Annotated in this window: 15 protein-coding genes, 8 tRNA genes and 1 rRNA gene; 19 read left to right on the top strand and 5 right to left on the bottom strand. The window is 40.1% G+C overall.

Annotation, left to right across the window (positions count from 1 at the left end):
- Positions 1-101: 101 nt before the first annotated feature.
- The 5 genes from ATS74_RS07390 to ATS74_RS07370 all read left to right on the top strand — a co-directional run bounded on the left by ATS74_RS07390 (position 102) and on the right by ATS74_RS07370 (position 4,488).
- Positions 102-929, top strand: coding sequence for an ABC transporter permease (locus ATS74_RS07390; RefSeq protein WP_058548280.1), 828 nt, complete (start codon positions 102-104; stop codon positions 927-929).
- On the top strand, positions 926-1,834 hold the full coding sequence (locus ATS74_RS07385; protein WP_058548279.1) for an ABC transporter ATP-binding protein: 909 nt from the start codon (positions 926-928) through the stop codon (positions 1,832-1,834). The genes ATS74_RS07390 and ATS74_RS07385 overlap by 4 nt, the downstream gene beginning before the upstream one ends.
- Positions 1,834-2,208, top strand: a complete 375-nt coding sequence (locus ATS74_RS07380; protein ID WP_058548278.1) for a PH domain-containing protein — start codon at positions 1,834-1,836, stop codon at positions 2,206-2,208. The genes ATS74_RS07385 and ATS74_RS07380 overlap by 1 nt, the downstream gene beginning before the upstream one ends.
- 199 nt (positions 2,209-2,407) lie before the next feature.
- Positions 2,408-3,202, top strand: coding sequence for a putative porin (locus ATS74_RS07375; RefSeq protein WP_058548277.1), 795 nt, complete (start codon positions 2,408-2,410; stop codon positions 3,200-3,202).
- A 482-nt stretch (positions 3,203-3,684) separates the two neighbouring features.
- A complete protein-coding gene (locus tag ATS74_RS07370) occupies positions 3,685-4,488 on the top strand; it encodes a putative porin (protein WP_058548276.1) in 804 nt (267 codons plus the stop codon).
- A 90-nt stretch (positions 4,489-4,578) separates the two neighbouring features.
- On the opposite strand, the gene ATS74_RS07365 is transcribed toward ATS74_RS07370, so the two are convergent.
- Positions 4,579-6,426: a M2 family metallopeptidase gene (locus tag ATS74_RS07365; RefSeq protein ID WP_058548275.1), complete on the bottom strand. Its 1,848-nt coding sequence runs from the start codon at positions 6,424-6,426 to the stop codon at positions 4,579-4,581.
- A gap of 167 nt (positions 6,427-6,593) precedes the next feature.
- Between ATS74_RS07365 and ATS74_RS07360 the strand changes: the two genes are divergently transcribed.
- The gene (locus tag ATS74_RS07360; protein WP_058548274.1) at positions 6,594-8,870 is read left to right on the top strand and encodes an acyl-CoA dehydrogenase; all 2,277 of its coding nucleotides are present in this window, start codon (positions 6,594-6,596) and stop codon (positions 8,868-8,870) included.
- Positions 8,871-8,946: 76 nt separating this feature from the next.
- Here the strand turns inward: ATS74_RS07360 and ATS74_RS07355 are convergent, their stop codons facing one another.
- A complete protein-coding gene (locus ATS74_RS07355; protein ID WP_058548273.1) occupies positions 8,947-9,381 on the bottom strand; it encodes a hypothetical protein in 435 nt (144 codons plus the stop codon).
- 145 nt (positions 9,382-9,526) lie between these two features.
- Entirely contained in the window at positions 9,527-10,495 is a 969-nt protein-coding gene (gene cysK, locus ATS74_RS07350) for a cysteine synthase A (RefSeq protein ID WP_058548272.1), read from the bottom strand.
- A gap of 364 nt (positions 10,496-10,859) precedes the next feature.
- Between cysK and ATS74_RS07345 the strand changes: the two genes are divergently transcribed.
- The 12 genes from ATS74_RS07345 (at position 10,860) to ATS74_RS07290 (ending at position 16,314) form a co-directional block, all read left to right on the top strand.
- Positions 10,860-12,011, top strand: coding sequence for a dicarboxylate/amino acid:cation symporter (locus tag ATS74_RS07345; RefSeq protein WP_058548271.1), 1,152 nt, complete (start codon positions 10,860-10,862; stop codon positions 12,009-12,011).
- Between the two features lie 108 nt (positions 12,012-12,119).
- A complete protein-coding gene (gene uvrY, locus ATS74_RS07340; RefSeq protein WP_004589511.1) occupies positions 12,120-12,770 on the top strand; it encodes a UvrY/SirA/GacA family response regulator transcription factor in 651 nt (216 codons plus the stop codon).
- A gap of 6 nt (positions 12,771-12,776) precedes the next feature.
- Positions 12,777-14,600, top strand: coding sequence for an excinuclease ABC subunit UvrC (gene uvrC, locus ATS74_RS07335; protein WP_058548270.1), 1,824 nt, complete (start codon positions 12,777-12,779; stop codon positions 14,598-14,600).
- Between the two features lie 42 nt (positions 14,601-14,642).
- Positions 14,643-15,188 (top strand): CDP-diacylglycerol--glycerol-3-phosphate 3-phosphatidyltransferase, encoded by a 546-nt coding sequence (pgsA, locus tag ATS74_RS07330; protein ID WP_058548269.1) that lies wholly within the window; start codon positions 14,643-14,645, stop codon positions 15,186-15,188.
- A 211-nt stretch (positions 15,189-15,399) separates the two neighbouring features.
- A tRNA-Gly gene (locus ATS74_RS07325) sits at positions 15,400-15,475 on the top strand.
- A 31-nt stretch (positions 15,476-15,506) separates the two neighbouring features.
- Positions 15,507-15,580: transfer RNA gene (locus ATS74_RS07320), tRNA-Cys, on the top strand.
- A gap of 37 nt (positions 15,581-15,617) precedes the next feature.
- A tRNA-Leu gene (locus ATS74_RS07315) sits at positions 15,618-15,704 on the top strand.
- Positions 15,705-15,769: 65 nt separating this feature from the next.
- A tRNA-Gly gene (locus ATS74_RS07310) sits at positions 15,770-15,845 on the top strand.
- A 39-nt stretch (positions 15,846-15,884) separates the two neighbouring features.
- Positions 15,885-15,971 (top strand) — tRNA-Leu (locus tag ATS74_RS07305).
- A gap of 49 nt (positions 15,972-16,020) precedes the next feature.
- Positions 16,021-16,096: transfer RNA gene (locus ATS74_RS07300), tRNA-Gly, on the top strand.
- Between the two features lie 19 nt (positions 16,097-16,115).
- Positions 16,116-16,189: transfer RNA gene (locus ATS74_RS07295), tRNA-Cys, on the top strand.
- Between the two features lie 38 nt (positions 16,190-16,227).
- A tRNA-Leu gene (locus ATS74_RS07290) sits at positions 16,228-16,314 on the top strand.
- 422 nt (positions 16,315-16,736) lie between these two features.
- Here the strand turns inward: ATS74_RS07290 and ATS74_RS07285 are convergent.
- Both ATS74_RS07285 and ATS74_RS07280 read right to left on the bottom strand, forming a co-directional pair.
- Positions 16,737-18,335, bottom strand: a complete 1,599-nt coding sequence (locus tag ATS74_RS07285) for a BCCT family transporter (protein WP_058548268.1) — start codon at positions 18,333-18,335, stop codon at positions 16,737-16,739.
- 171 nt (positions 18,336-18,506) lie between these two features.
- Positions 18,507-19,922, bottom strand: coding sequence for an alanine/glycine:cation symporter family protein (locus ATS74_RS07280; RefSeq protein ID WP_058548267.1), 1,416 nt, complete (start codon positions 19,920-19,922; stop codon positions 18,507-18,509).
- A 600-nt stretch (positions 19,923-20,522) separates the two neighbouring features.
- Here ATS74_RS07280 and ATS74_RS07275 point away from each other — a divergent pair.
- Positions 20,523-21,632: ribosomal RNA gene (locus ATS74_RS07275) — 16S ribosomal RNA — on the top strand; the annotation flags it as partial.

The following is a 21,632-nucleotide window of genomic DNA, read 5'->3' as shown; positions in this document are numbered from 1 at the left end:
CAAAGCTCGCCTTAGGTGGGCTTTTTTTTGCTGGTAATTCAAGGTGTTTACACTTAGTGTTGAACAATACTTTGAAAATAAAACGTCATTAAGGATAGCCAATGGCAACATCATCAATAATAAACATAGGACGATTAACGCAAATTGCGGGCTTTGAGCTTGTTCGTATGTTTTTAACTAAGCGCGGCTTAATTGCTATGGCCGCTTTTGCGCTGGTTTGGTTATTAATATTGCGCTACCCAATAGGACAAGCAGTTAGCATTATTAGTGCGCCTAATTTTGAACAAATGGTGCGTGATATTTCAGGTACAATTGGCTTAAGTAAGCTACTTGATTGGCCTGAATCTGAATTTGCCATGTACTGGCTCGTGGCGCTGTATAGTTTTCCGCTATTTGCTATTTTTATTTCCAGTGATCAAACTGTTGGCGACAGAGAGCGAGGAACGCTGAGGTTTATATCGCTGCGCGCTACGCGCTTTGAAATTTTGTTTGGCCGCTTTTTAGGACAACTTGCTGTACTGGCGTGTTTATTAGCCATAACTCTTGTTGCCACAATGGGTGTACTTGGCTTCAGAGATCCCAGCTTGTTAATGGGCGGCTTTACGCGCGCACTTTCTATTTTTATTGTAATGGTAGTAGTGCTTAGCCCATTTGTGGCACTAATGTGTTTAATAAATACCTTTGCTCGCTCATCACGTTTAGCCATTGTATTGGCTATTTTATATTTTGCTGGTGGCGGCATTATTGTAGGAATACTGGCATGGCAGGTACCGGCTTTAAATGCACTTGATTATATATTCCCTGGTGTTAACTCTGAGCTATTAGCAGGACAAAACTTACCTTTATTAAGCGCATTAGGTGTACCACTTATACAAAGTGCGGTGTTTATTGCTATTGCACATAGAATATTCACAAGGAGTTCGCTATGAGCGTATTAATAAAAGCCAGCGGCTTAAGTAAATCGTATGGTGCAAAGCAAGCACTTAATAATGTGAACTTTGAAATTAATAAAGGTGCGCCAGTTGCGTTAGTGGGCCCCAATGGTGCCGGTAAAACCACACTATTTAGTTTGCTATGCGGGTATATAAACCCAAGCCAAGGTGAGCTTTCTATTTTAGGGTATAAGCCTGGTAGCGCTGCACTTTTTAATAAAGTCAGTGCATTACCGCAAGATGCGCAGTTAGACCCGCGTTTTAATATAGATAAGCAACTGGCTTTTTACGGTAAGTTGCAAGGTATGGGCACCAAGCAAAGCCATACCGAGGCACTGCGTGTACTTGATTTAGTGGGCTTAAAAGAAGTAGCAAAACAGCGTGCGGGCGATTTATCTCATGGTATGCGAAAGCGCGTAACTATAGCGCAAGCGCTTATTGGCTCTCCGCAAATTGTAATGCTAGATGAAGCCACTGCGGGGCTTGATCCTATTCATGCCAGAGAAGTGCGAGAGCTGGTATCTAGCTTAAGTAGCGAGGCTACATTTATTTTAAGCTCGCACGATTTAACCGAACTTGAGCGTTTATGCTCGCAAGTGCTGCATTTAGATAAAGGTATACTGAGCGAGCATCAAACTAAAGAGAATAATACCGATAAACACTTTTATACATTAATGCTTAACGAGACTTATCAAAATGTAGAGCAACAACTACAATCGTTAGCAGGTGTGAGCCGTGTTTATATGAGCCAACACAAAGAATATGTCGTTGAATATCAGCCAGCAAATGAGCCGCTGGATATTGCTTTGTTAAACTTTTGCCATCAACAAAACTGGCAATATAGGCAATTAGTAAACGGTCATACATTAGAAAATCAAATATTTAAACAGGAGAAAGCATAATGGGATTACTAAGCGGTTTAATGGGTAATGCAAGCGAAATAGATGACTCAGATCTTGAAAAAGTGCTTGCCAATACGCTTATAGATGGCGAGCAAGTAGAAAAAGCGTATAAAGTGATTCGTGACTTGTTTATTTTTACAAACAAGCGTTTAATTTTGGTTGATAAGCAAGGTATGACGGGCTCAAAAATGGAAATGGTGAGTATTGCTTACTCTAAAATTACCAAGTTTAGTAAAGAAAGTGCAGGGCACTTTGATTTAGACGCTGAGCTTAAAATTTGGATTGGTTCAGACCCTACACCCATCAGTAAAGAGTTTAAGTCGGGCGATAATATTAACGAAGTGTACCGAGTAATTAGTCAACACGCACTTTAACGTTTCGTACATTGTTTAAGTAGTTGTTGATTAGATGTTGCAACTACTTTAATATTACAGTTTCTTACACCTCCTTACAATTAACTTAATAAATACAACTAGTTAATTAAGTTTTCATTCAGTTTCCCGGCGTTAGCATGTGCACACTTTAGTCAATGAGCTAAAGCATAAAAAGCAATGTACAAAGGGAAGTCTTACAATGAAAAAATTAGCAGTTATTATTTCAAGCATTTTATTATCTAGCACTGCGGCTGCTGCAGACAGCTATAACTCAATCAGTAACTTAAGCTACAAAGATAGCGATAACAACGATACCGTTGCTGTAGACTCTATTTATTACTTATCTCCTAAAAAAACATTAGGCCCGTACGATCAGTTTGAGTACATCAATAAGCAAACTAACGTATACGGCAGCTACGCTGATGACGACTTTGCAGATGTAACTAACGTCGGCGGCGAATACTTTATTAATGAATTTTTAGTGGGTGCTTCATATGAAAACGTTGACCCAGATTCAGGCTCTAACGGTGAACTTTACAAACTAACCGGTGGTTACTTTTTCAACCCTGACTTACTTGCAAAAGTAACACTTGTTGAAAACAAAGACGGCGATGACTTTGCTTTATTTGATTTAGCATACAACTACATGTTAAATGGTACCGATTACGTAGGTGTAACACTTACATCAGATGACGATTTTGATTACCGCGCTGTTGCAGCTAAATATTTCATTGATTTACAACAAGGTAATTACTTAACGTTTGAAGGTAAATACGAAAGCATTGAAGATGCGGAAAACCAATGGGTAGCAGAAACTAACTACTACTTCTCAAAAGCAACGTCTGTATTTGCTAACTACAACAAGCAAGATACATACAGCTTTGGTGCTCAGCACTTCATTAATAAAAACATTGGTCTTAAAGTAGGTTACGAGAACAATGCAGATGACTCTGATAACGATGCATACTTTGCTAACATGCGTTTTCAGTTTTAATTAAATCCCTGATTTAGTTAAAACAAGAGTATTAAAAAGCCCGCTTAATTAGCGGGCTTTGTTGTTTTCAACTCAGATTAACCGTGATAAATGTTTTAGCAGCCGCAGTTACGGTCTTTGTTCTGCTCATCTAAGTAGCTTTCTTAAAATTAAAAAGTAAAAAATTTCTGAAAAATGAGAAAAATATAATTGTAGTAAACCACATTGGTGAGGTTTATCGAATAGTTTAGTTGTATCAATTTAACGACAGTTTGTACCTTATTTGTTACTTTTTAAGTTTATATAATGGCATATTATTATTCTGTAGATTTAAAGTTTTCTTATTGTTTACATTTATGCGTAGTAATTAACAATTCAAGTGGTTGTTTTTGCTTTTAATTTGTTCTTCAATTCAGTTTTTGTTCATTTTTTACTGTTAGGATGCGCCCCGACTTTGGCTAGACAGCTGAGGCATAAAAAGTAATATTTATAGGGAATTTAAAATGAAAAAATTAGCCGTTATCATTTCGAGCATTTTATTATCAAGCGCTGCAACCACTGCAATTGCCGCAGATACTTACCAATCAATAAGCCATGTAGGATACGTGGATGTAGATGGTGATGACACTATAAGTGTTGACTCAACTTATTATTTTTCTCCAAAAGCGACGTTAGGTCCTTATGATCAATTTGAGTACATCAATAAGCAAACAAATGTTTATGGTGCATACAGTGATAATGATTTTTTAGATGTTACTAGCATTGGCGGTGAGTATTTTGTAGAAGATTTTGTACTAGGTGCACAGTACAATAACTTCGATAGTGATTTTGGCTCAAGCACGGATGTAATTGAACTTTCAGCTGGTTACTTCTTTAATCCAAACCTTGTATTAAAAGCAACGTTTGTAGATGTTGAAGATGCTGACAATCAGTTTGTGTTTGACCTAGCATATAACCACGAATTAAACAGCACTGATTATATCGGCTTTACAGTAACAGCAGATGATGAGTTTGATTACCGTGCAGTAGCAGCTAAGTACTTTGTTGATTTACAGCAAGGTAACTACTTAACTGTTGAAGGTAAATTTGAAGATGTTGATGGCGGTTCAAGTAACTGGGAATTAGCATCTAACTACTATTTCAGCAAAGAAACATCGGTGTTTGTTTCAGTTAATAAAAATGATGACTACACTCTTGGTGCTCAACACTTCTTCAATAATAATGTTGGTTTAGAAGCAGGTTACGGCAATAACTGGGATGATTCTGATTACGATGCTTACTTCGCAAATCTAAGCTTACAGTTCTAATTTAACTAAAAATTAGAATTTGAATAAAAAGCCCGCTCATTTGAGCGGGCTTTGTTGTATCTAAACGTTTGAGTTTTTAACTGTAAATTATTACCAGCCGCAGTTGCGGCCTTTATTTTGCTCATCTAAATAGCGTTGCAGTGGTGCAAAGTAATCGAGCATGGCTGTAGCGTCCATTTGCGGTTTGCCTGTTACAGCTTCAAGTGCTTCTTGCCATGGGCGAGACGAACCCATTTCAAGCATTGTGTTTAGCTTATCCCCTGCTTCTTTTGAGTTATAAACAGAGCAACGATGAATCGCTTTATCGTTACCGGCAATTTCACATAAGCTACGATGAAATTCAAATTGTAAAATATGCGCTAAAAAGTAACGTGTATAAGGTGTATTACCCGGGACGTGGTACTTAGCACCCGGATCAAAGTCGTCTTCGCTACGAGCAATAGGCGCTTGCACACCTTGGTATTTTTCGCGAAGTTCCCACCATGCTTTATTGTAATCTTGCGGCTTTACTTGCCCTGAAAATACCTGCCAACGCCATTGATCAACCATTAAGCTAAATGGCACAAAAGCCACTTTATCAAGCGCCATTTTCATTAATAGGCCAATGTCTTTAGATTCATCAGGTACTTGCTCTAATAAGCCAATTTCTTTTAAGTAGCCTGGTGTAACCGAAAGGGCAATTGTGTCGCCAATGGCTTCATGAAAACCATCGTTTGCACTTTCTTGATAAAATAAAGGCTGTTTGTTGTAAGCGCGCTGATAAAAATTGTGGCCTAGCTCATGGTGAATAACAGAGAACTCTTCGCCCGTGCGTTGAATACACATTTTAATACGTAAGTCGTCTTTGCTATCTATATTCCAAGCAGATGCATGACACTGCACATCTCTGTCTTTTGGTTTTATAAACAACGAACGCTCGTAAAAGGTCTCTGGTAGTGGCTCAAATCCCATTGAGGTAAAAAAGGTTTCAGCCCCTTTTACCATTTTAAGTTCGTCGTAATTATTTTTAGCTAATAGCTCAGTAACATCGTAACCTGGATCAGCATTTTCTGGTGCGACTACATCGTAAATGTTACCCCACGCTTGCGCCCACATATTTCCTAGCAAGTGCGCAGGAATAGGCTCATCTTGGACTACTTTATCGGTGCCGTATTTTTCACCTAATTTAGCACGAACATGGCAGTGAAGAGAGTTGTATAGTGGTTTTACTTGCCCCCATATACGGTCAAGCTCTTTGGTAAAGTCATCGGCTGGCATATCGTACTTACTTCGCCACATTGCGCCTGTATTAGCATAACCAAGCTCTTTGGCACCCTCGTTGGTAAGTGCAACTTGTTGCTCGTAAAGCGGGCGCATTGGTTTTGATATTTGTCGCCAACCTTGCCATAAATCAAGTAGCTCGTTGTAATCTCGGCTGGTGGCCATTTTTGCCGTCATGTCGCCAAGGCTTAAGCAGCTGCCATCGTCTTTACAATATTTGCCTTTACCGTATAACCCCCCAAGCTCTGCCACAATAGTTGAAAGCTGAGCTGTTTTTTCGGCGTTTTGCGGGGCTGGTAGGGTAAGCGCTAGTTTAAGCTTATTAAGTTTGCGGCGTGCGTCATAATCAAGTTCGAGCTCATCAAACTGCGCGGCTTGATTGGCTAAGCGCACAACGGTTTCAGTCATTTTACGATTAACTTCAGCAGAAAGTGCTGAGGTATCATGAGTAATAAAGTTTGCGTAAATCCACTCTGCACGGCTCGATTCTAAATAAAGCGCACTTAACTCTTGCTCTGTTTTTGTTATAAATGCGTTTGCATCTTTTGCGGTTACTGTTTTGGTAGCTTGTGATGAATCGCTGGTGTCTAGTGTTACCTGTGCATCGCAAGCAGATAAAGCAAGTGTGCTGGCAACCACAAGCGCGCTCATGCTGAGTTTAAAGCGTGGTGTGTTCATGGTATTCCTTTAATTTATTGTTATTAAGACGTTGATAATAGCAGCGATGTTTAAAACAATGAAATGAATACGTTAAGCTAAACTGCTCGTCGTGCAATGATTGTATTTAAATTAAGATGGGTCATAATTAAGTTACTATTTTCATTCAATGTGTAAGGAATGTGCGCATGTCAGTATTTATAATATTGCTGGTTGTTGTGGTGGTTATTTTTGCAGTTAAAGATATTCGCCTAAACCTGATCAGTCGTCCTACGTTTAAAATGTTTAAAAAGGTACTTCCACCGCTTTCGCAAACAGAGAGAGAAGCAATGGAAGCGGGTGATGTTTGGTGGGACGGTGAGCTTTTTAGCGGTAACCCTGACTGGCAAAAACTACATCGTTTTCCTAAACCTGAGCTGAGTGATAAAGAAAATGCCTTTATGGATAGCCAAGTAGAAACGCTATTAGCGATGCTTGATGATTACCAAATAGTGCAAAAAGACAAAGACCTACCAAAAGAAGTATGGGATTACTTAAAAACAGAAGGCTTTTTTGCGCTGATCATTCCTGAAAAATTTGGCGGACGAGAGTTCTCAGCTATTGCAAATTCTACCATAGTGTCAAAAATTGCGACCAAAAGTTTAACTGCGGCGGTAACGGTTATGGTGCCTAATAGCTTAGGCCCAGGTGAATTATTACTGCATTATGGTACAAAAGAGCAGCAAGATCGTTGGCTACCAACGCTTGCAAGTGGTGAAGACGTACCGTGTTTTGCTCTTACCGGCCCAGAAGCGGGCTCTGATGCGGGCAGCATTCCTGACTCTGGCGTTGTATGTAAAGGGCTGCATAATGGTGAAGAAGTTATAGGCCTGCGTTTAAATTGGTCTAAGCGCTATATTACGCTTGCGCCAGTGGCAACAGTGCTTGGCCTTGCATTTAAAATGTACGACCCTGATGGACTACTTGGTGATGAGAAAGAACTCGGTATCACCTGTGCACTTATTCCTACCGATCATCAAGGCGTAGAAACAGGCGAGCGTCATTACCCGTTGAATATGGCGTTTATGAACGGGACGACTTACGGTAAAGACGTATTTATTCCACTAGATTGGATTATTGGTGGTGAGCAAGGGGCAGGGCGTGGCTGGCGTATGCTGGTTGAATGTTTAAGTGCCGGGCGTGGTATTTCGCTGCCAGCACTGAGTACAGCAACAGGACATTTAGCGTCTAAAATGACCTCAGCCTATGCAATGGTGCGCCAGCAGTTTGGTGTATCTATTAGTCAATTTGAAGGTGTGCAAGAGGCATTAGCACGTATTGGTGGTTTAACGTATGCACTTGAGTCGTGTAGGTTGATGACTGCAGGCGCGATAGACTTAAAACTAAGCCCGTCGGTTGTTACGGCTATTGCTAAATATCATATGACCGAAATGGGTCGAACTGTGATGAACGATGCTATGGATATTCATTCAGGCAAAGGTATTCAAGTGGGACCTAATAACTATTTAGCCCATGGCTATATGGGTATTCCGGTATCAATTACGGTTGAAGGCGCTAATATTTTAACGCGTAATTTAATGATATTTGGCCAAGGCGCTACGCGCTGTCATCCGTTTGTGTTAAAAGAAATGGAAGCTGCGGCAATGGAAGATGACGACGCAGCACTTGATCAATTTGATGGTTTATTAATGAACCACATACTTTTTGCTGCAAGTAACGCGGGTATGGCATTTGTACATGGTTTAACACGTAGCTGTTTTGCCAAAGCGCCTGTATGCGGTGCTACCGCTGTTTACTACAAGCAATTAAGCCGAATGAGCCGTGGTCTTGCCTTTACCACCGATGTTGCCATGTTAGTACTGGGTGGTGAGCTTAAACGAAAAGAAATGATTTCGGCGCGCTTAGGTGATGTACTAAGTCATTTATATTTAGCTTCCACAGTGTTAAAGCGCTTTGAAGATGAAGGGCGTCAACAAGCTGATTTACCGTTTGTTAAATACGCAATTGAAAACTCATTGTATGAAATTGGCCAAGCGTTTGATGGCTTTTTCAAAAACTTTTCAAATCCTGTGGTTAACTTTTTACTTAAACGCATAGTATTCCCGCTTGGTAATCACTATCACAAACCAAGTGATGAAACAGCACAAAGTATTTGCGAGCACATGACCCAGCCAGGTGTATTTAGAAACCGCTTAACACATTTATGTTATGTGGATGAAAATGCCGGTACCGGTGTAATGGAGAATGCATTTTTAGCTATGCATGATATGCAAGCGCAGTTTAAAGACTTAAAACAATGGCAACGAAAAGGTAAGGTACCTGCCACGCTTGATATAGAAGGCGCAATTAGTTATTCGTTGGAGCAGGGCTTTATAGAGCAAGCTGATGCAGATGCAATGCACCATACAAATAAGCTAAGAAAACAAGCGATTGCGGTTGATAACTTTCAACCCGGTGAACTTTAGTCAGGTTCACGTTTAGTTAAAATGCAAAAGGCCTCGTAACTGAGGCCTTTTTGTAATTGAGTATTAACAGCTGCGTTTATCGAGCGTAAGGGTCGGCCACTATTTTATCTATATACCACTTACCCTTTTTTCGGAGCATTTTAACGCTTCTAAAATCGTCAATTTTATCGCCATTAAAATAACCCGTAAAAATCAGGTTTATTTTAGCGTTATCGCCGTATTGCTCACGTACGCTCATGTTGGTCATATCAACTTCAATAACGACTTCGTCGTATTGCATATTAACTAAATTACGTGAAAACTGCTTAGCTGTTCCGTAAGACTTCATTATGCGGGTAAGGTTAGGTGTTGCCATAGTACTGGCTTTTTGTAAGTCTTGTTGATTATAAAGGGCATCAAAGTAAGCGGTAGCTGTATCGCCAGGGGTATCGCCAAGTGTTTTTGCATCATCCCCACATGCACTAATAAATAGGCACACAACTAAACTTAGTAAACTCGAGATCTTTTTCATGTTAATTATTATTAATTAGTTTTTTTAAAGTGTGTGGCTAATTAATGGAGATGTAAAGTGGTGGCGGGTAATTAATAGAAAATTACATAATAAATAATAAAAAAGGATGCTATAAGCATCCTTTTTAGTATCTCAAGGAGAGAAATTACTGTACTAATTCTTGCTCGCTAAATTCTTCAGCAAACATTGGGCTAGATAAGTAACGCTCAGTTGCACTTGGTAGAATTACCACAATGTTTTTGTCAGCGTTTTCTGGTTTTTCAGCAATACGTTTAGCCGCAATTACTGCCGCACCTGATGAAATACCTACTAATATGCCTTCTTTTTTCATTAACTCGTGGGCCATTGCAATAGCATCTTCGTTAGATACTTGCTCTGCACCATCGATAACGCTTAAATCAAGGTTGCCAGGGATGAAGCCAGCACCAATGCCCTGAATTTTATGAGGGCCTGGTTTAATTTCTTCACCAGCCAGTGTCTGGCTAATTACTGGCGAGCTGGTTGGCTCAACAGCTATCGATTTAACGTCTAGACCTTTTTCGTTTTTAAGGTAGCGACTAACCCCTGTAATTGTGCCACCAGTACCAACACCGGCTACAAAAAAGTCCACTTTACCATCAAGCGCATCAAAAATTTCTGGGCCTGTAGTTTCAAAGTGAATTTTAGGGTTAGCTGGATTTTCGAACTGTTGTAATAAAATAAACTTTTCAGGATCTGTTGCTTGGATTTCTTTCGCTTTTTCAATTGCGCCGTTCATCCCCTTAGCACCATCGGTAAGTACTAAGTTTGCACCTAATGCTTTTAATAGCTTACGGCGTTCTAAACTCATCGTGTTTGGCATAGTTAGCGTCAGTTTGTAGCCACGTGCAGCAGCAACAAATGCAAGTGCAATGCCTGTATTTCCCGACGTTGGTTCAATAAGCTCTTTGCCTTCAACAAGCTGACCTGATTTTTCAGCTTCCCAAATCATTGATGCACCAATACGACATTTAATACTAAAGCTAGGGTTACGAGATTCAACTTTAGCGTATACATTCCCACCCGTAACACGGTTAAGTTTTACCAGTGGCGTATTACCAATACTTAGTGAGTTATCTTCAAAAATAGTAGACATAATGTTCCTTTGGATACAATCTGATCAACGTGTTAATAGCCTTTGCTACTAACTATATAAATACACTTTACTGTGAGTTTAAAAAAACTAAAGTAAAGTTTGGCTATAACATATATCTATTGGGCTTATAACCAGCCGAAATAAAAATCAATCATTAGCGTTGCTTTAGTTATTAAAGGTGCGGGCTTAATTTAAAATTTAAAGGGCAGAAGTTTTCTTTAGTTAAAAAATACGCAAAATAATCTGTAATTAATATAGATTTGTTTGTTATTTGCGCACATGAATATAACTTGAATAGTTTTATCACACAATGAGTCTAAAACATGTTAAAAACACCGTATCTAAATTCAACTAAGCAATCATAATGAACTTAATATTAAAATTAATTGCCGGTATTGTGGCCGGTATTTTAATCGGACTGTATGTACCTTTAACAGGTGTTGAGCTTTTATTTACCGTTAAAGAATTAATTGGCCAACTTATATCTTTTACTATTCCTTTAATTATTTTGTTTTTTATTGCGTCTGGTATTGCGGGCTTACCAAAAGGCTCAGGCCATTTATTAGGTAAAACAGTGGGCTTTGCTTATAGCTCTACCATTATTGCCGGCACGCTTGCATTTTTACTGGTTAGCGCAGTTATTCCACTTTTAAGTGGCGGTATTACATTTGAGGCTGAAGTAGCCACTGAAATAGGCAGTTTTATTGATTTAGAAATTCCACCTCTAATGGGCGTAATGACTGCATTAGTCACTGCGTTCGTATTTGGTATAGGTATGAGCCAACTGCAATTAGAAACGCTTAAAAAAGTTTCTGATCAGGGGCGTGATGTAATTGATGGCCTATTATCAAAAGTTATTATTCCGGCTTTACCATTTTACATTGCAGGTGTGTTTGCAGAAATGACAGTGGCAGGCACCGTGGTCGACACGCTACAAACATTTGGTGTTGTGCTTATTGCAGCGCTAGTGATGCATTGGCTATGGCTAACAGTATTATATGTTTCTACGGGCTTATTACTTAAACGTAATCCGCTAGAGCTAGTTAAAAATATGCTACCCGCTTATTTTACAGCGCTCGGTACAATGTCAAGTGCAGCGACTATTCCTGTGTCATTACAATCAAGTAAAGCAAACAATGTAAAAGAAGATGTAGCGAACTTTACTGTACCACTGTGTGCAACCATTCACTTATCTGGCTCAACTATTACGATTGTAACGTGTGCAATGGCTGTTATGTTTTTATCGCCAAATATGGAAGTACCTTCGTTGATGGGAATGCTGCCATTTATTATGATGTTAGGTGTAGTAATGATTGCAGCGCCAGGTGCACCAGGTGGAGCCGTAATGTCGGCACTCGGTTTATTAACAAGCATGCTAGGCTTTAATGAAGGGGCTGTAGCATTAATGATTGCGCTTTATTTAGCACAAGATAGCTTTGGTACTGCGTGTAATGTTACCGGTGATGGCATTATTGCGCTATGGGTTGACCGTTTTAGCGAAAAAGCATCATCTTAAATTATTAAGGCGGGGCAATAATACTAGTTATTGTTTCGCTTTATATATGGTACTGTAACGAATTAATTTTATTAAATCGCATGTTGTTAGGTAAGTGAGGATGTTCCATTGATTAATGTACTTTTAGTTGATGACCATGAGCTGGTACGCACTGGTATAAAACGTATATTAGATGACGTACGTGGTTTTAAAGTGGTTGGCGAGGCTAAAGATGGCGAAGCCGCCGTACAGTTTTGTCGTCAGCACGCGCCAAACATAGTATTAATGGATATGAATATGCCTGGTATGGGTGGACTTGAAGCGACTAAGAAAATTTGTCGTTACTGCCCAGACGTAAAAATTATTGTGTTAACGGTTAATTGTGAAGACCCATTTCCGAGCAAAGTTATGCAAATTGGTGCACATGGTTTTTTAACCAAAGGCGCAGGATCTGATGAAATGGTACGTGCTATTCGATCAGTTCATGCCGGCCAGCGTTATATTGCCCCTGAAATTGCACAGCAAATAGCGCTAGCTCAAGTAACAGGGCGCACCGATGAAAACCCTTTTCAGAGTTTATCTGAACGTGAACTGCAAATTATGCTAATGATCACCAAAGGTGAAAAAGCACAAGATATAGCAGAGCGTTTAAATTTAAGCTCTAAAACGGTTAACAGCTATCGTTACCGTATGTTTGAAAAACTAAATGTAGGCGGTGATGTTGAGCTGACGCATTTAGCGATTCGCCATAAAATGATTGATATAGACGTATCTCACTAGTTATATATGTCTGAATTTGATCATGTACATTTTTTAAAATCGCTATCGAGCGAGCCCGGTGTTTATCGTATGCTTGATAGCGACCAGCAAGTTATTTATGTTGGTAAAGCTAAAAATTTAAAAAAACGTGTAACGAGTTACTTTCGTAGCAACATAACCGATAGTAAAACTCGGGTTTTAGTAAGCAATATCTGTGATATTGAAGTCACGCTTACAAATACCGAAACCGAAGCACTTTTGCTTGAAAACAACCTCATTAAAAAATATCAGCCGCGCTATAACATCTTATTGCGTGACGATAAGTCATACCCTTATATTTTACTTACGAGCCATAAACACCCACGTTTAGCTTTTCATCGTGGAAGTCGTAAAGTAAAAGGCGAATACTTTGGGCCTTTCCCAAGTGCCGGGGCAGTATCTGAAAGTTTGCGCTTAATGCAAAAAATATTTCCGGTTCGTCAATGTGAAGACGCTTATTATCGAGCAAGAAGTCGTCCGTGTTTGCAGTACCAGTTAAAGCGCTGCTCTGCACCATGTGTTAATAAAGTCTCTGAGGATGAGTATTCTGAGCAAGTAGATTATGTGCGTAAGTTTTTAACGGGTAAGTCGCATGAAGTTATTGCCGATTTAATAAAAAAAATGGAAACCGCTAGCGCGCAACTTAACTTTGAACTTGCGGCGAAGGTTCGCGATCAAATTATGTTATTGCGTAAAATGCAGGAACAGCAGTCTATATCGGGCAATTTTGCTGAAATGGATGTGGTTGGTTTTGCTCATTTAAATGGTTTAAACGGGATTCATTTATTAATGATCCGCGACCATAAAGTGCTCGGCAGTAAAACCTATTTCCCTAAAGTACCAAAAGACTCTGGCCAAGAAGAAATTCTCACTTCGTTTTTAGGGCAATACTACTTAGCACCCGGAGCAACAGGGCGTATAGCAAAAGAAATTATTTTACCGTTCCAAATTGAAGAAAGTGAAGTGCTAGGTGAAGCCCTAACTCAAATTAGTGAGCGCAAAGTAACACTTAAAGTAGTGACTCGCGGAGAGCGGGCGCAGTACTTACAACTTGCGAATAAAAATGCATTAAATAGCATTACTGTTAAGCAAAGCACTCAAGACTCTATAAATAAACGTTATGCTCAGTTAAAGGCGACTTTACGTCTAGACGATATCACTAGAATGGAATGTTTTGATATAAGCCATACTATGGGTGAAAACACGGTTGCAAGTTGTGTGGTTTTTGACTCCCAAGGGCCAAATACCAAAGAGTACAGACGCTACAACGTAACTGGTATTACCGGGGGCGATGATTATGCGGCGATGGAATTTGCACTTAACAAGCGTTATAACAAAGTGGTAGACGAAGAAAAAATACCTGATGTTATTTTTATTGACGGTGGTAAAGGGCAATTAGGTCGAGCAGAACAATATTTTGCAAATTGGCCTCATGCTAAAATGCCATTGTTAGTAGGTGTTGCTAAAGGTACCAGCCGTAAGCCTGGCCTTGAAACCTTATTAATTGACGGCGGGCGTAAAACAATCCCTATGGATTCGGATGCGCCAGCGCTTCATTTAATTCAACATATTCGCGATGAATCACACCGTTTTGCAATTGCTGGGCATCGTAATAAGCGCCAAAAACAGCGTACTCAATCATTATTAGAAGAAATAAATGGAGTAGGTTCTAAACGCCGCCAAACATTATTAAAATATTTAGGGGGCATGCAGGGAGTAAAAGCTGCTAATATAGAACAGTTAAAGAAAGTTCCTGGGATCAGCCCTGACATGGCTGAGAAGATATTTAACCATTTGCATGACAAGGGCTAGCCCTTCGTGCGAATATAGAAAAAAAGACATATCCAAGTAGTTATGTGGAATATTCCAAACACACTCACAACCTTTAGACTTTTTCTTATCCCCATTTTTTTGGTGATATTTTACTTGCCTTATAGCTGGGCTTTTTTTGCTGCCGCTTTTATATTTTGGCTTGCATCGATTACCGATATTCTTGATGGCTATTTAGCACGTAAGCTTGAGCAATCAACGCCTTTTGGTGCCTTTTTAGACCCTGTAGCAGATAAAGTAATGGTATGTGCAGCACTTGTTGCACTATCTGATCATTATCAGTCTATGTATATGACAATACCTGCATTAATTATTATATGTCGTGAAATTGTTATTTCAGCTCTGCGTGAGTGGATGGCTGAACAGGGCAAGCGCGGCAATGTGGCTGTATCAAATATGGGTAAAATTAAAACCGCTGCGCAAATGTTAGCCATTATAGGTTTGATTTGGCAATATGCACCATGGATGAACTATTTAAGTTTTGCATTACTTTATGTAGCAACCTTTTTAACCTTAAGTTCAATGATGCAATATTTACGTGCAGCATGGGGTGAATTGACTAAAAATTAGCTCTAAATGTCTAATAACGCACCGTTTTAGATAAAAAGTAATCAAACAGTTCAAAACTAGCATTTTTTGTATTGACGCGTTTAATAATCTCTGTAGAATGCGTCCGTGTTGAGAGGGCATAGCCCCCTAGATAAACGAAACGGTAATTAATTAGTTGCCTGAATGTTGACTCAAAACATCGTGTTGAAATTCAAAAACTAATAAATTAAATGCGGTACTAGCTCAGTTGGTAGAGCGCGACCTTGCCAAGGTCGAGGTCACGAGTTCGAGCCTCGTGTACCGCTCCAAGTTTATCTTAAGGTTAATACCCCGTACTGGGGCGGAATGGCAGAGTGGCCATGCACCGGATTGCAAATCCGTCTACCTCGGTTCGACTCCGGGTTCCGCCTCCATTTCAACACTCCACACGCTTTAATTAGCAAACTCGATGCCCGAGTGGTGGAATTGGTAGACACAAGGGATTTAAAATCCCTCGACTAACAAGTCGTGCCGGTTCAAGTCCGGCCTCGGGCACCACTTTGTGGTTTAATTGCATTACCAAGTGCAATTTATAAAACAGTTAATATTAGAATTAATATGATGCGGTACTAGCTCAGTTGGTAGAGCGCGACCTTGCCAAGGTCGAGGTCACGAGTTCGAGCCTCGTGTACCGCTCCATATTAGTTTTATCCACTTGCTTTAAATAGCAAACTCGATGCCCGAGTGGTGGAATTGGTAGACACAAGGGATTTAAAATCCCTCGACTAACAAGTCGTGCCGGTTCAAGTCCGGCCTCGGGCACCACTTTAAATTATTTTACCAAGATAATTTAAAGTTGATAAAACAGAATTTTGCGGTACTAGCTCAGTTGGTAGAGCGCGACCTTGCCAAGGTCGAGGTCACGAGTTCGAGCCTCGTGTACCGCTCCAAATTATTTGGATACATTTAGGCGGAATGGCAGAGTGGCCATGCACCGGATTGCAAATCCGTTTACCTCGGTTCGACTCCGGGTTCCGCCTCCATATAATTTACTCCACACGCTTTAATTAGCAAACTCGATGCCCGAGTGGTGGAATTGGTAGACACAAGGGATTTAAAATCCCTCGACTAACAAGTCGTGCCGGTTCAAGTCCGGCCTCGGGCACCATCTTTACCAAAATCCTCAAATTAATGATTTCCTAAATTTAAAACACCTTATTCAAGTTCTCTAATTTTATTTTTATACCTACTTACCTTTAATATTTAAAGTTTCATCATTGTACATTTATACTAATTCGCTTAATTAATTGATCTATTTTGAGGGTGGAAAAACGTCTTGATAGCTAGGCAAAAAATTCGTTATTTAATTGTTCTCGGCAATTACTCCTGCATTGCTCTACCTTCTGCATCCATGCAATCGTAAATGAGGAGTGTTTTAACGCAGATAGCGATACGTTTAGCCCTGCAAAATGATTAAGCATTATAGCGGGTTGGTAACAATGAACATGATGATGTACACGGGCTGTCAAAAATGAATTTTAAAGTGGGTGTATAAGCGACCCACGAGGGCCGCTTATACAAGATGAACTGTTATTGAAATTTACTTTGAGCTTTGTAAGTAGGGTATTCACTTAGTAAGCCTTGAATAAGCGCAACACACATTAAAATAAGTATTATTGAAAATGGTAGGGCAGTAGTCACCACTCCTGATTGAAGCGCTTGTAATGCTTGCGAGCCTCCAACCCAAAGTAATACAGCTGCAATCACACCTTCAACAGTAGCCCAAAATATACGTTGTGGCACTGGTGCATCTATTTTACCGCCAGCAGTTATACCGTCTATTACAAGCGAACCTGAATCAGATGAAGTAATAAAGAAGACTAAAACTAAGGCAATAGAAATAATTGAGATAAAGCTAGAGAACGGAAGCTGTTCGTATACTTGAAATAAAGTAACTGAGATATCAGTTAAGCCGTTTTGTCCAAGTGGCCCAACTTGCTCTATAACTTGTGTTATTGCCATATTACCAAATACACCCATCCACACCAAGCTAAGTAGAGTTGGTAGGCCTATAACAACAAGTAAGAATTCTCGTACAGTGCGCCCTTTAGAAACTCGAGCTATAAACATACCTACAAACGGTGACCAAGAGATCCACCACGCCCAATAAAATACAGTCCAAGAATGCATCCAATCTTCATCGGGTCTATTAAAAGGATTACTCAATGGTACAAAGTGTTCTACGTAAGCTCCAAGGGTAAACCACACAGCAGGAATTGAATCAGAAAATGTAAGGGCGATAACAGCTAACAGTAAAATAAACGCACAAATTAAATTAACATTGCTTAGTACTTTTACGCCGCCCTCAATACCTCTTATAACAGAAAAAATAGCAATACACGTCACTAATCCAATAACAGTTATTTGAAAAGCAGTGCCGTAATCAGTGCCTAATAGGTAATTTATTCCACTGGTCGCTTGTTGTGCGCCAAGTCCTAGTGATGTAGCTAACCCAAATAAGGTAGACAGTACCGCAAGTATATCTATGATATGTCCAAGCCAACCCCATGCGCGATCACCAAATAAGGGATAGAAAACAGAGCGTATAGATAAAGGCAAGCCTTTATTAAATGCAAAAAAAGCCAAGCTTAATCCAACCACTGCGTAAATCGCCCAGCCATGTAAACCCCAGTGGTACATAGTTGCACCTAAAGCTAATGAATGTGCTTGTGCTGAATTTGGCTCTACCCCCATAGGCATATGATACCAACCTGTATAATAGGCTGTTGGCTCTGCAACTCCCCAAAATAGTAAGCCAATGCCCATTCCTGCTGCAAAAAGCATAGCAAGCCACGACATATAGCCATGTTCTGGACGAGCTTTAGCACCCCCTAAACGAATTTTACCTAAAGGAGAGAATGCTAAAATAACGCAAAAAATCACAAAGGCATTGGCTAATAGCATAAAATAACTATCGAATTGATTAATAATGGCGTCTTTAGTGGAGGTTAGAGCATCACGGGTAACGGTAGGGTCGAAAACTAAGGTAAGTATTACAAATAAAACGACTAGAAATGCGCTTATTCCAAATACAGGGTTATGGATATCAAACCCCCATTTTTGTACATTATCTTGCCCAACTTGATAATCAGTGGTATCGATACTGTACTTTTTTGTCATGTCATCCATCGGATCTCCTTTTTTATAGATAACTTTTACATGTTCCTATACGTTATTAAATATAAAATAGTTTCAAAAATTAATATAAGCTTTTCTTATTAAAGGTAGTAATTAATCTTTTTAAAATATGTAGATAAACTATAGAGCTAAAAAAGCGAGCCGTAGCTCGCTATTTGATTTTTATTTCCAGGCCTCGGGGTCGACCTCTTTATCGAGTTTTGGGTGTTTACTTTTATCAAAGGTAGGTATTAGACCTTTCTTGCGTTGCTCGTTATAATCTTTCGATAACCATACAACAACACCTGAAAGCATAAACAGCGCTATTACGTTTACAATGGCCATTAACCCCATTGATATGTCAGCTAATGTCCAAATTAAGCCAAGTTCACCGATAGCACCAAACATCACCATTGCTAATACAAGCAATCTAAAAATAAACATGCCTTTATTAGAGTTATGTTCTAAAAACATTAAATTAGTCTCAGCGTATGAATAATTAGCAACAATAGAAGTAAAAGCAAAGAACAAGATAGCGATAGCAACAAAGTAAGAACCCCAGCTACCAACATGCTCTTGTAAAGCTGCTTGCGTAAGTTCAATACCCATCACCCCAGACTCAGGTACTAATTGTTGAGATAGTAAAATTAACGACGCGGTCGCGGTACAAATAACAATAGTATCAATAAATACACCAAGCATTTGTACATAGCCTTGTGATGCCGGATGAGGTGGATAAGGTGTTGCAGTTGCGGCAGCATTTGCAGCGCTACCCATACCAGCTTCGTTCGAGAATAATCCACGCTTGATCCCTTGGATCATCGCCTGTGTTACACCATAACCAATAGCACCTGCACCTGCTTGTTCAAGTCCAAAAGCACTTTTTATAATAAGTACCAACACATCTGGTAAAGCAGTAAAATTTATTGCACATACATATATTGCAACTAATAAATAGGCTAATGCCATAAAAGGCACAACCATTTCTGCAAATCGAGAGATTGTTTTTAAGCCACCAAAGATAATAATACCAGAACCAACAACAAGTACTATTCCTACAATATATTTTGGTACATCAAACGCTACTTCAAATGCTGCAGCAATAGAGTTTGACTGTACGGCATTAAATACTAGGCCAAAAGCTAAAATTAAACATAACGAGAATAAAACGCCCATCCAACGCTTACCTAAACCTACTTCCATATAATAAGCAGGGCCACCTCTAAAATTGCCTTCAGCATCTTTTGTTTTATAAGCTTGTGCCAGTGTACTTTCGGCGAAGCTAGTTGCCATTCCTATTAAGGCAATAAGCCACATCCAAAAAATTGCACCTGGGCCACCTAAATATAAAGCAACAGCTACACCTGCCATATTACCTGTACCAACACGGGCGGCTAAAGATGTACAAAAAGCTTGGAATGACGATATCTCATTATCGCCGCACTTACGCGAACCAAACATTACTTTAAACATATGTGGAAATTGGACAATTTGAATGAAGCCTAACCGAACGGTAAAAAACAGGCCTGCTGCTATTAATAAGTAGACGAGAACTTGACCCCACAAAAGGGCACTTATACTATTTATTATGTCTGTCATGGATACTACCTAAATACATGAGTTAAAAAAGTGCTGGCAACTTACCACAACAAACAAAAAGAGTTTAGTTTTAAAGTGCAAAAAGCACAGTTATCAACAGGCTTTTGTGAGTAACTTGTGATCTAGTTGTGAGCTTCATCTGTGTATAAAATAAATCTAATTTTACTTAATAAAACGCTTGCGTAAGAATCGAATCTCCCTATAATGCGACCCCACTGAGACGGGAAACGCCGACGCATAGCAAGGCAGCAGCGGCTCAGAGAGTTAAATAAAACTTTGTTTTAATCTTCTGAAAAGAAAGTTTAAAACAAAGTGTTGACTCGAAAAATAAAGGGTGTATTATTCCCATCCCTTGAGACGCTAAAGCGACTCAAAACGTTCTTTAACAATATAAAGCAATCATCTGTGTGGGCACTCGTGCAGATTGAGTTCTAACAGCCAACCTACTTCGGTAGCGAGGCAAACAAATTAGAGTCTCAATTGAAACTGAGTGACCAACAGAATAATTACTTCGGTAGTTATTCAGCACAGTCAATTCAATATCGAAAGATATTAAATAAATTCAGAATTCATTGAGCTGTCGAAAGACATAAAACTTTTTAATTGAAGAGTTTGATCATGGCTCAGATTGAACGCTGGCGGCAGGCCTAACACATGCAAGTCGAGCGGTAACAGAAAGTAGCTTGCTACTTTGCTGACGAGCGGCGGACGGGTGAGTAATGCTTGGGAACATGCCTTGAGGTGGGGGACAACAGTTGGAAACGACTGCTAATACCGCATAATGTCTACGGACCAAAGGGGGCTTCGGCTCTCGCCTTTAGATTGGCCCAAGTGGGATTAGCTAGTTGGTGAGGTAATGGCTCACCAAGGCAGCGATCCCTAGCTGGTTTGAGAGGATGATCAGCCACACTGGAACTGAGACACGGTCCAGACTCCTACGGGAGGCAGCAGTGGGGAATATTGCACAATGGGCGCAAGCCTGATGCAGCCATGCCGCGTGTGTGAAGAAGGCCTTCGGGTTGTAAAGCACTTTCAGTCAGGAGGAAAGATTAGTAGTTAATACCTGCTAGTTGTGACGTTACTGACAGAAGAAGCACCGGCTAACTCCGTGCCAGCAGCCGCGGTAATACGGAGGGTGCGAGCGTTAATCGGAATTACTGGGCGTAAAGCGTACGCAGGCGGTTTGTTAAGCGAGATGTGAAAGCCCCGGGCTCAACCTGGGAACTGCATTTCGAACTGGCAAACTAGAGTGTGATAGAGGGTGGTAGAATTTCAGGTGTAGCGGTGAAATGCGTAGAGATCTGAAGGAATACCGATGGCGAAGGCAGCCACCTGGGTCAACACTGACGCTCATGTACGAAAGCGTGGGGAGCAAACAGGATTAGATACCCTGGTAGTCCACGCCGTAAACGATGTCTACTAGAAGCTCGGAACCTCGGTTCTGTTTTTCAAAGCTAACGCATTAAGTAGACCGCCTGGGGAGTACGGCCGCAAGGTTAAAACTCAAATGAATTGACGGGGGCCCGCACAAGCGGTGGAGCATGTGGTTTAATTCGATGCAACGCGAAGAACCTTACCTACACTTGACATACAGAGAACTTACCAGAGATGGTTTGGTGCCTTCGGGAACTCTGATACAGGTGCTGCATGGCTGTCGTCAGCTCGTGTTGTGAGATGTTGGGTTAAGTCCCGCAACGAGCGCAACCCCTA

Source organism: Pseudoalteromonas sp. H103 (genome assembly GCF_001469205.1).
Classification (GTDB): Bacteria; Pseudomonadota; Gammaproteobacteria; order Enterobacterales; family Alteromonadaceae; genus Pseudoalteromonas; species Pseudoalteromonas carrageenovora.
This window is presented reverse-complemented; position numbering and strand designations above follow the sequence as displayed.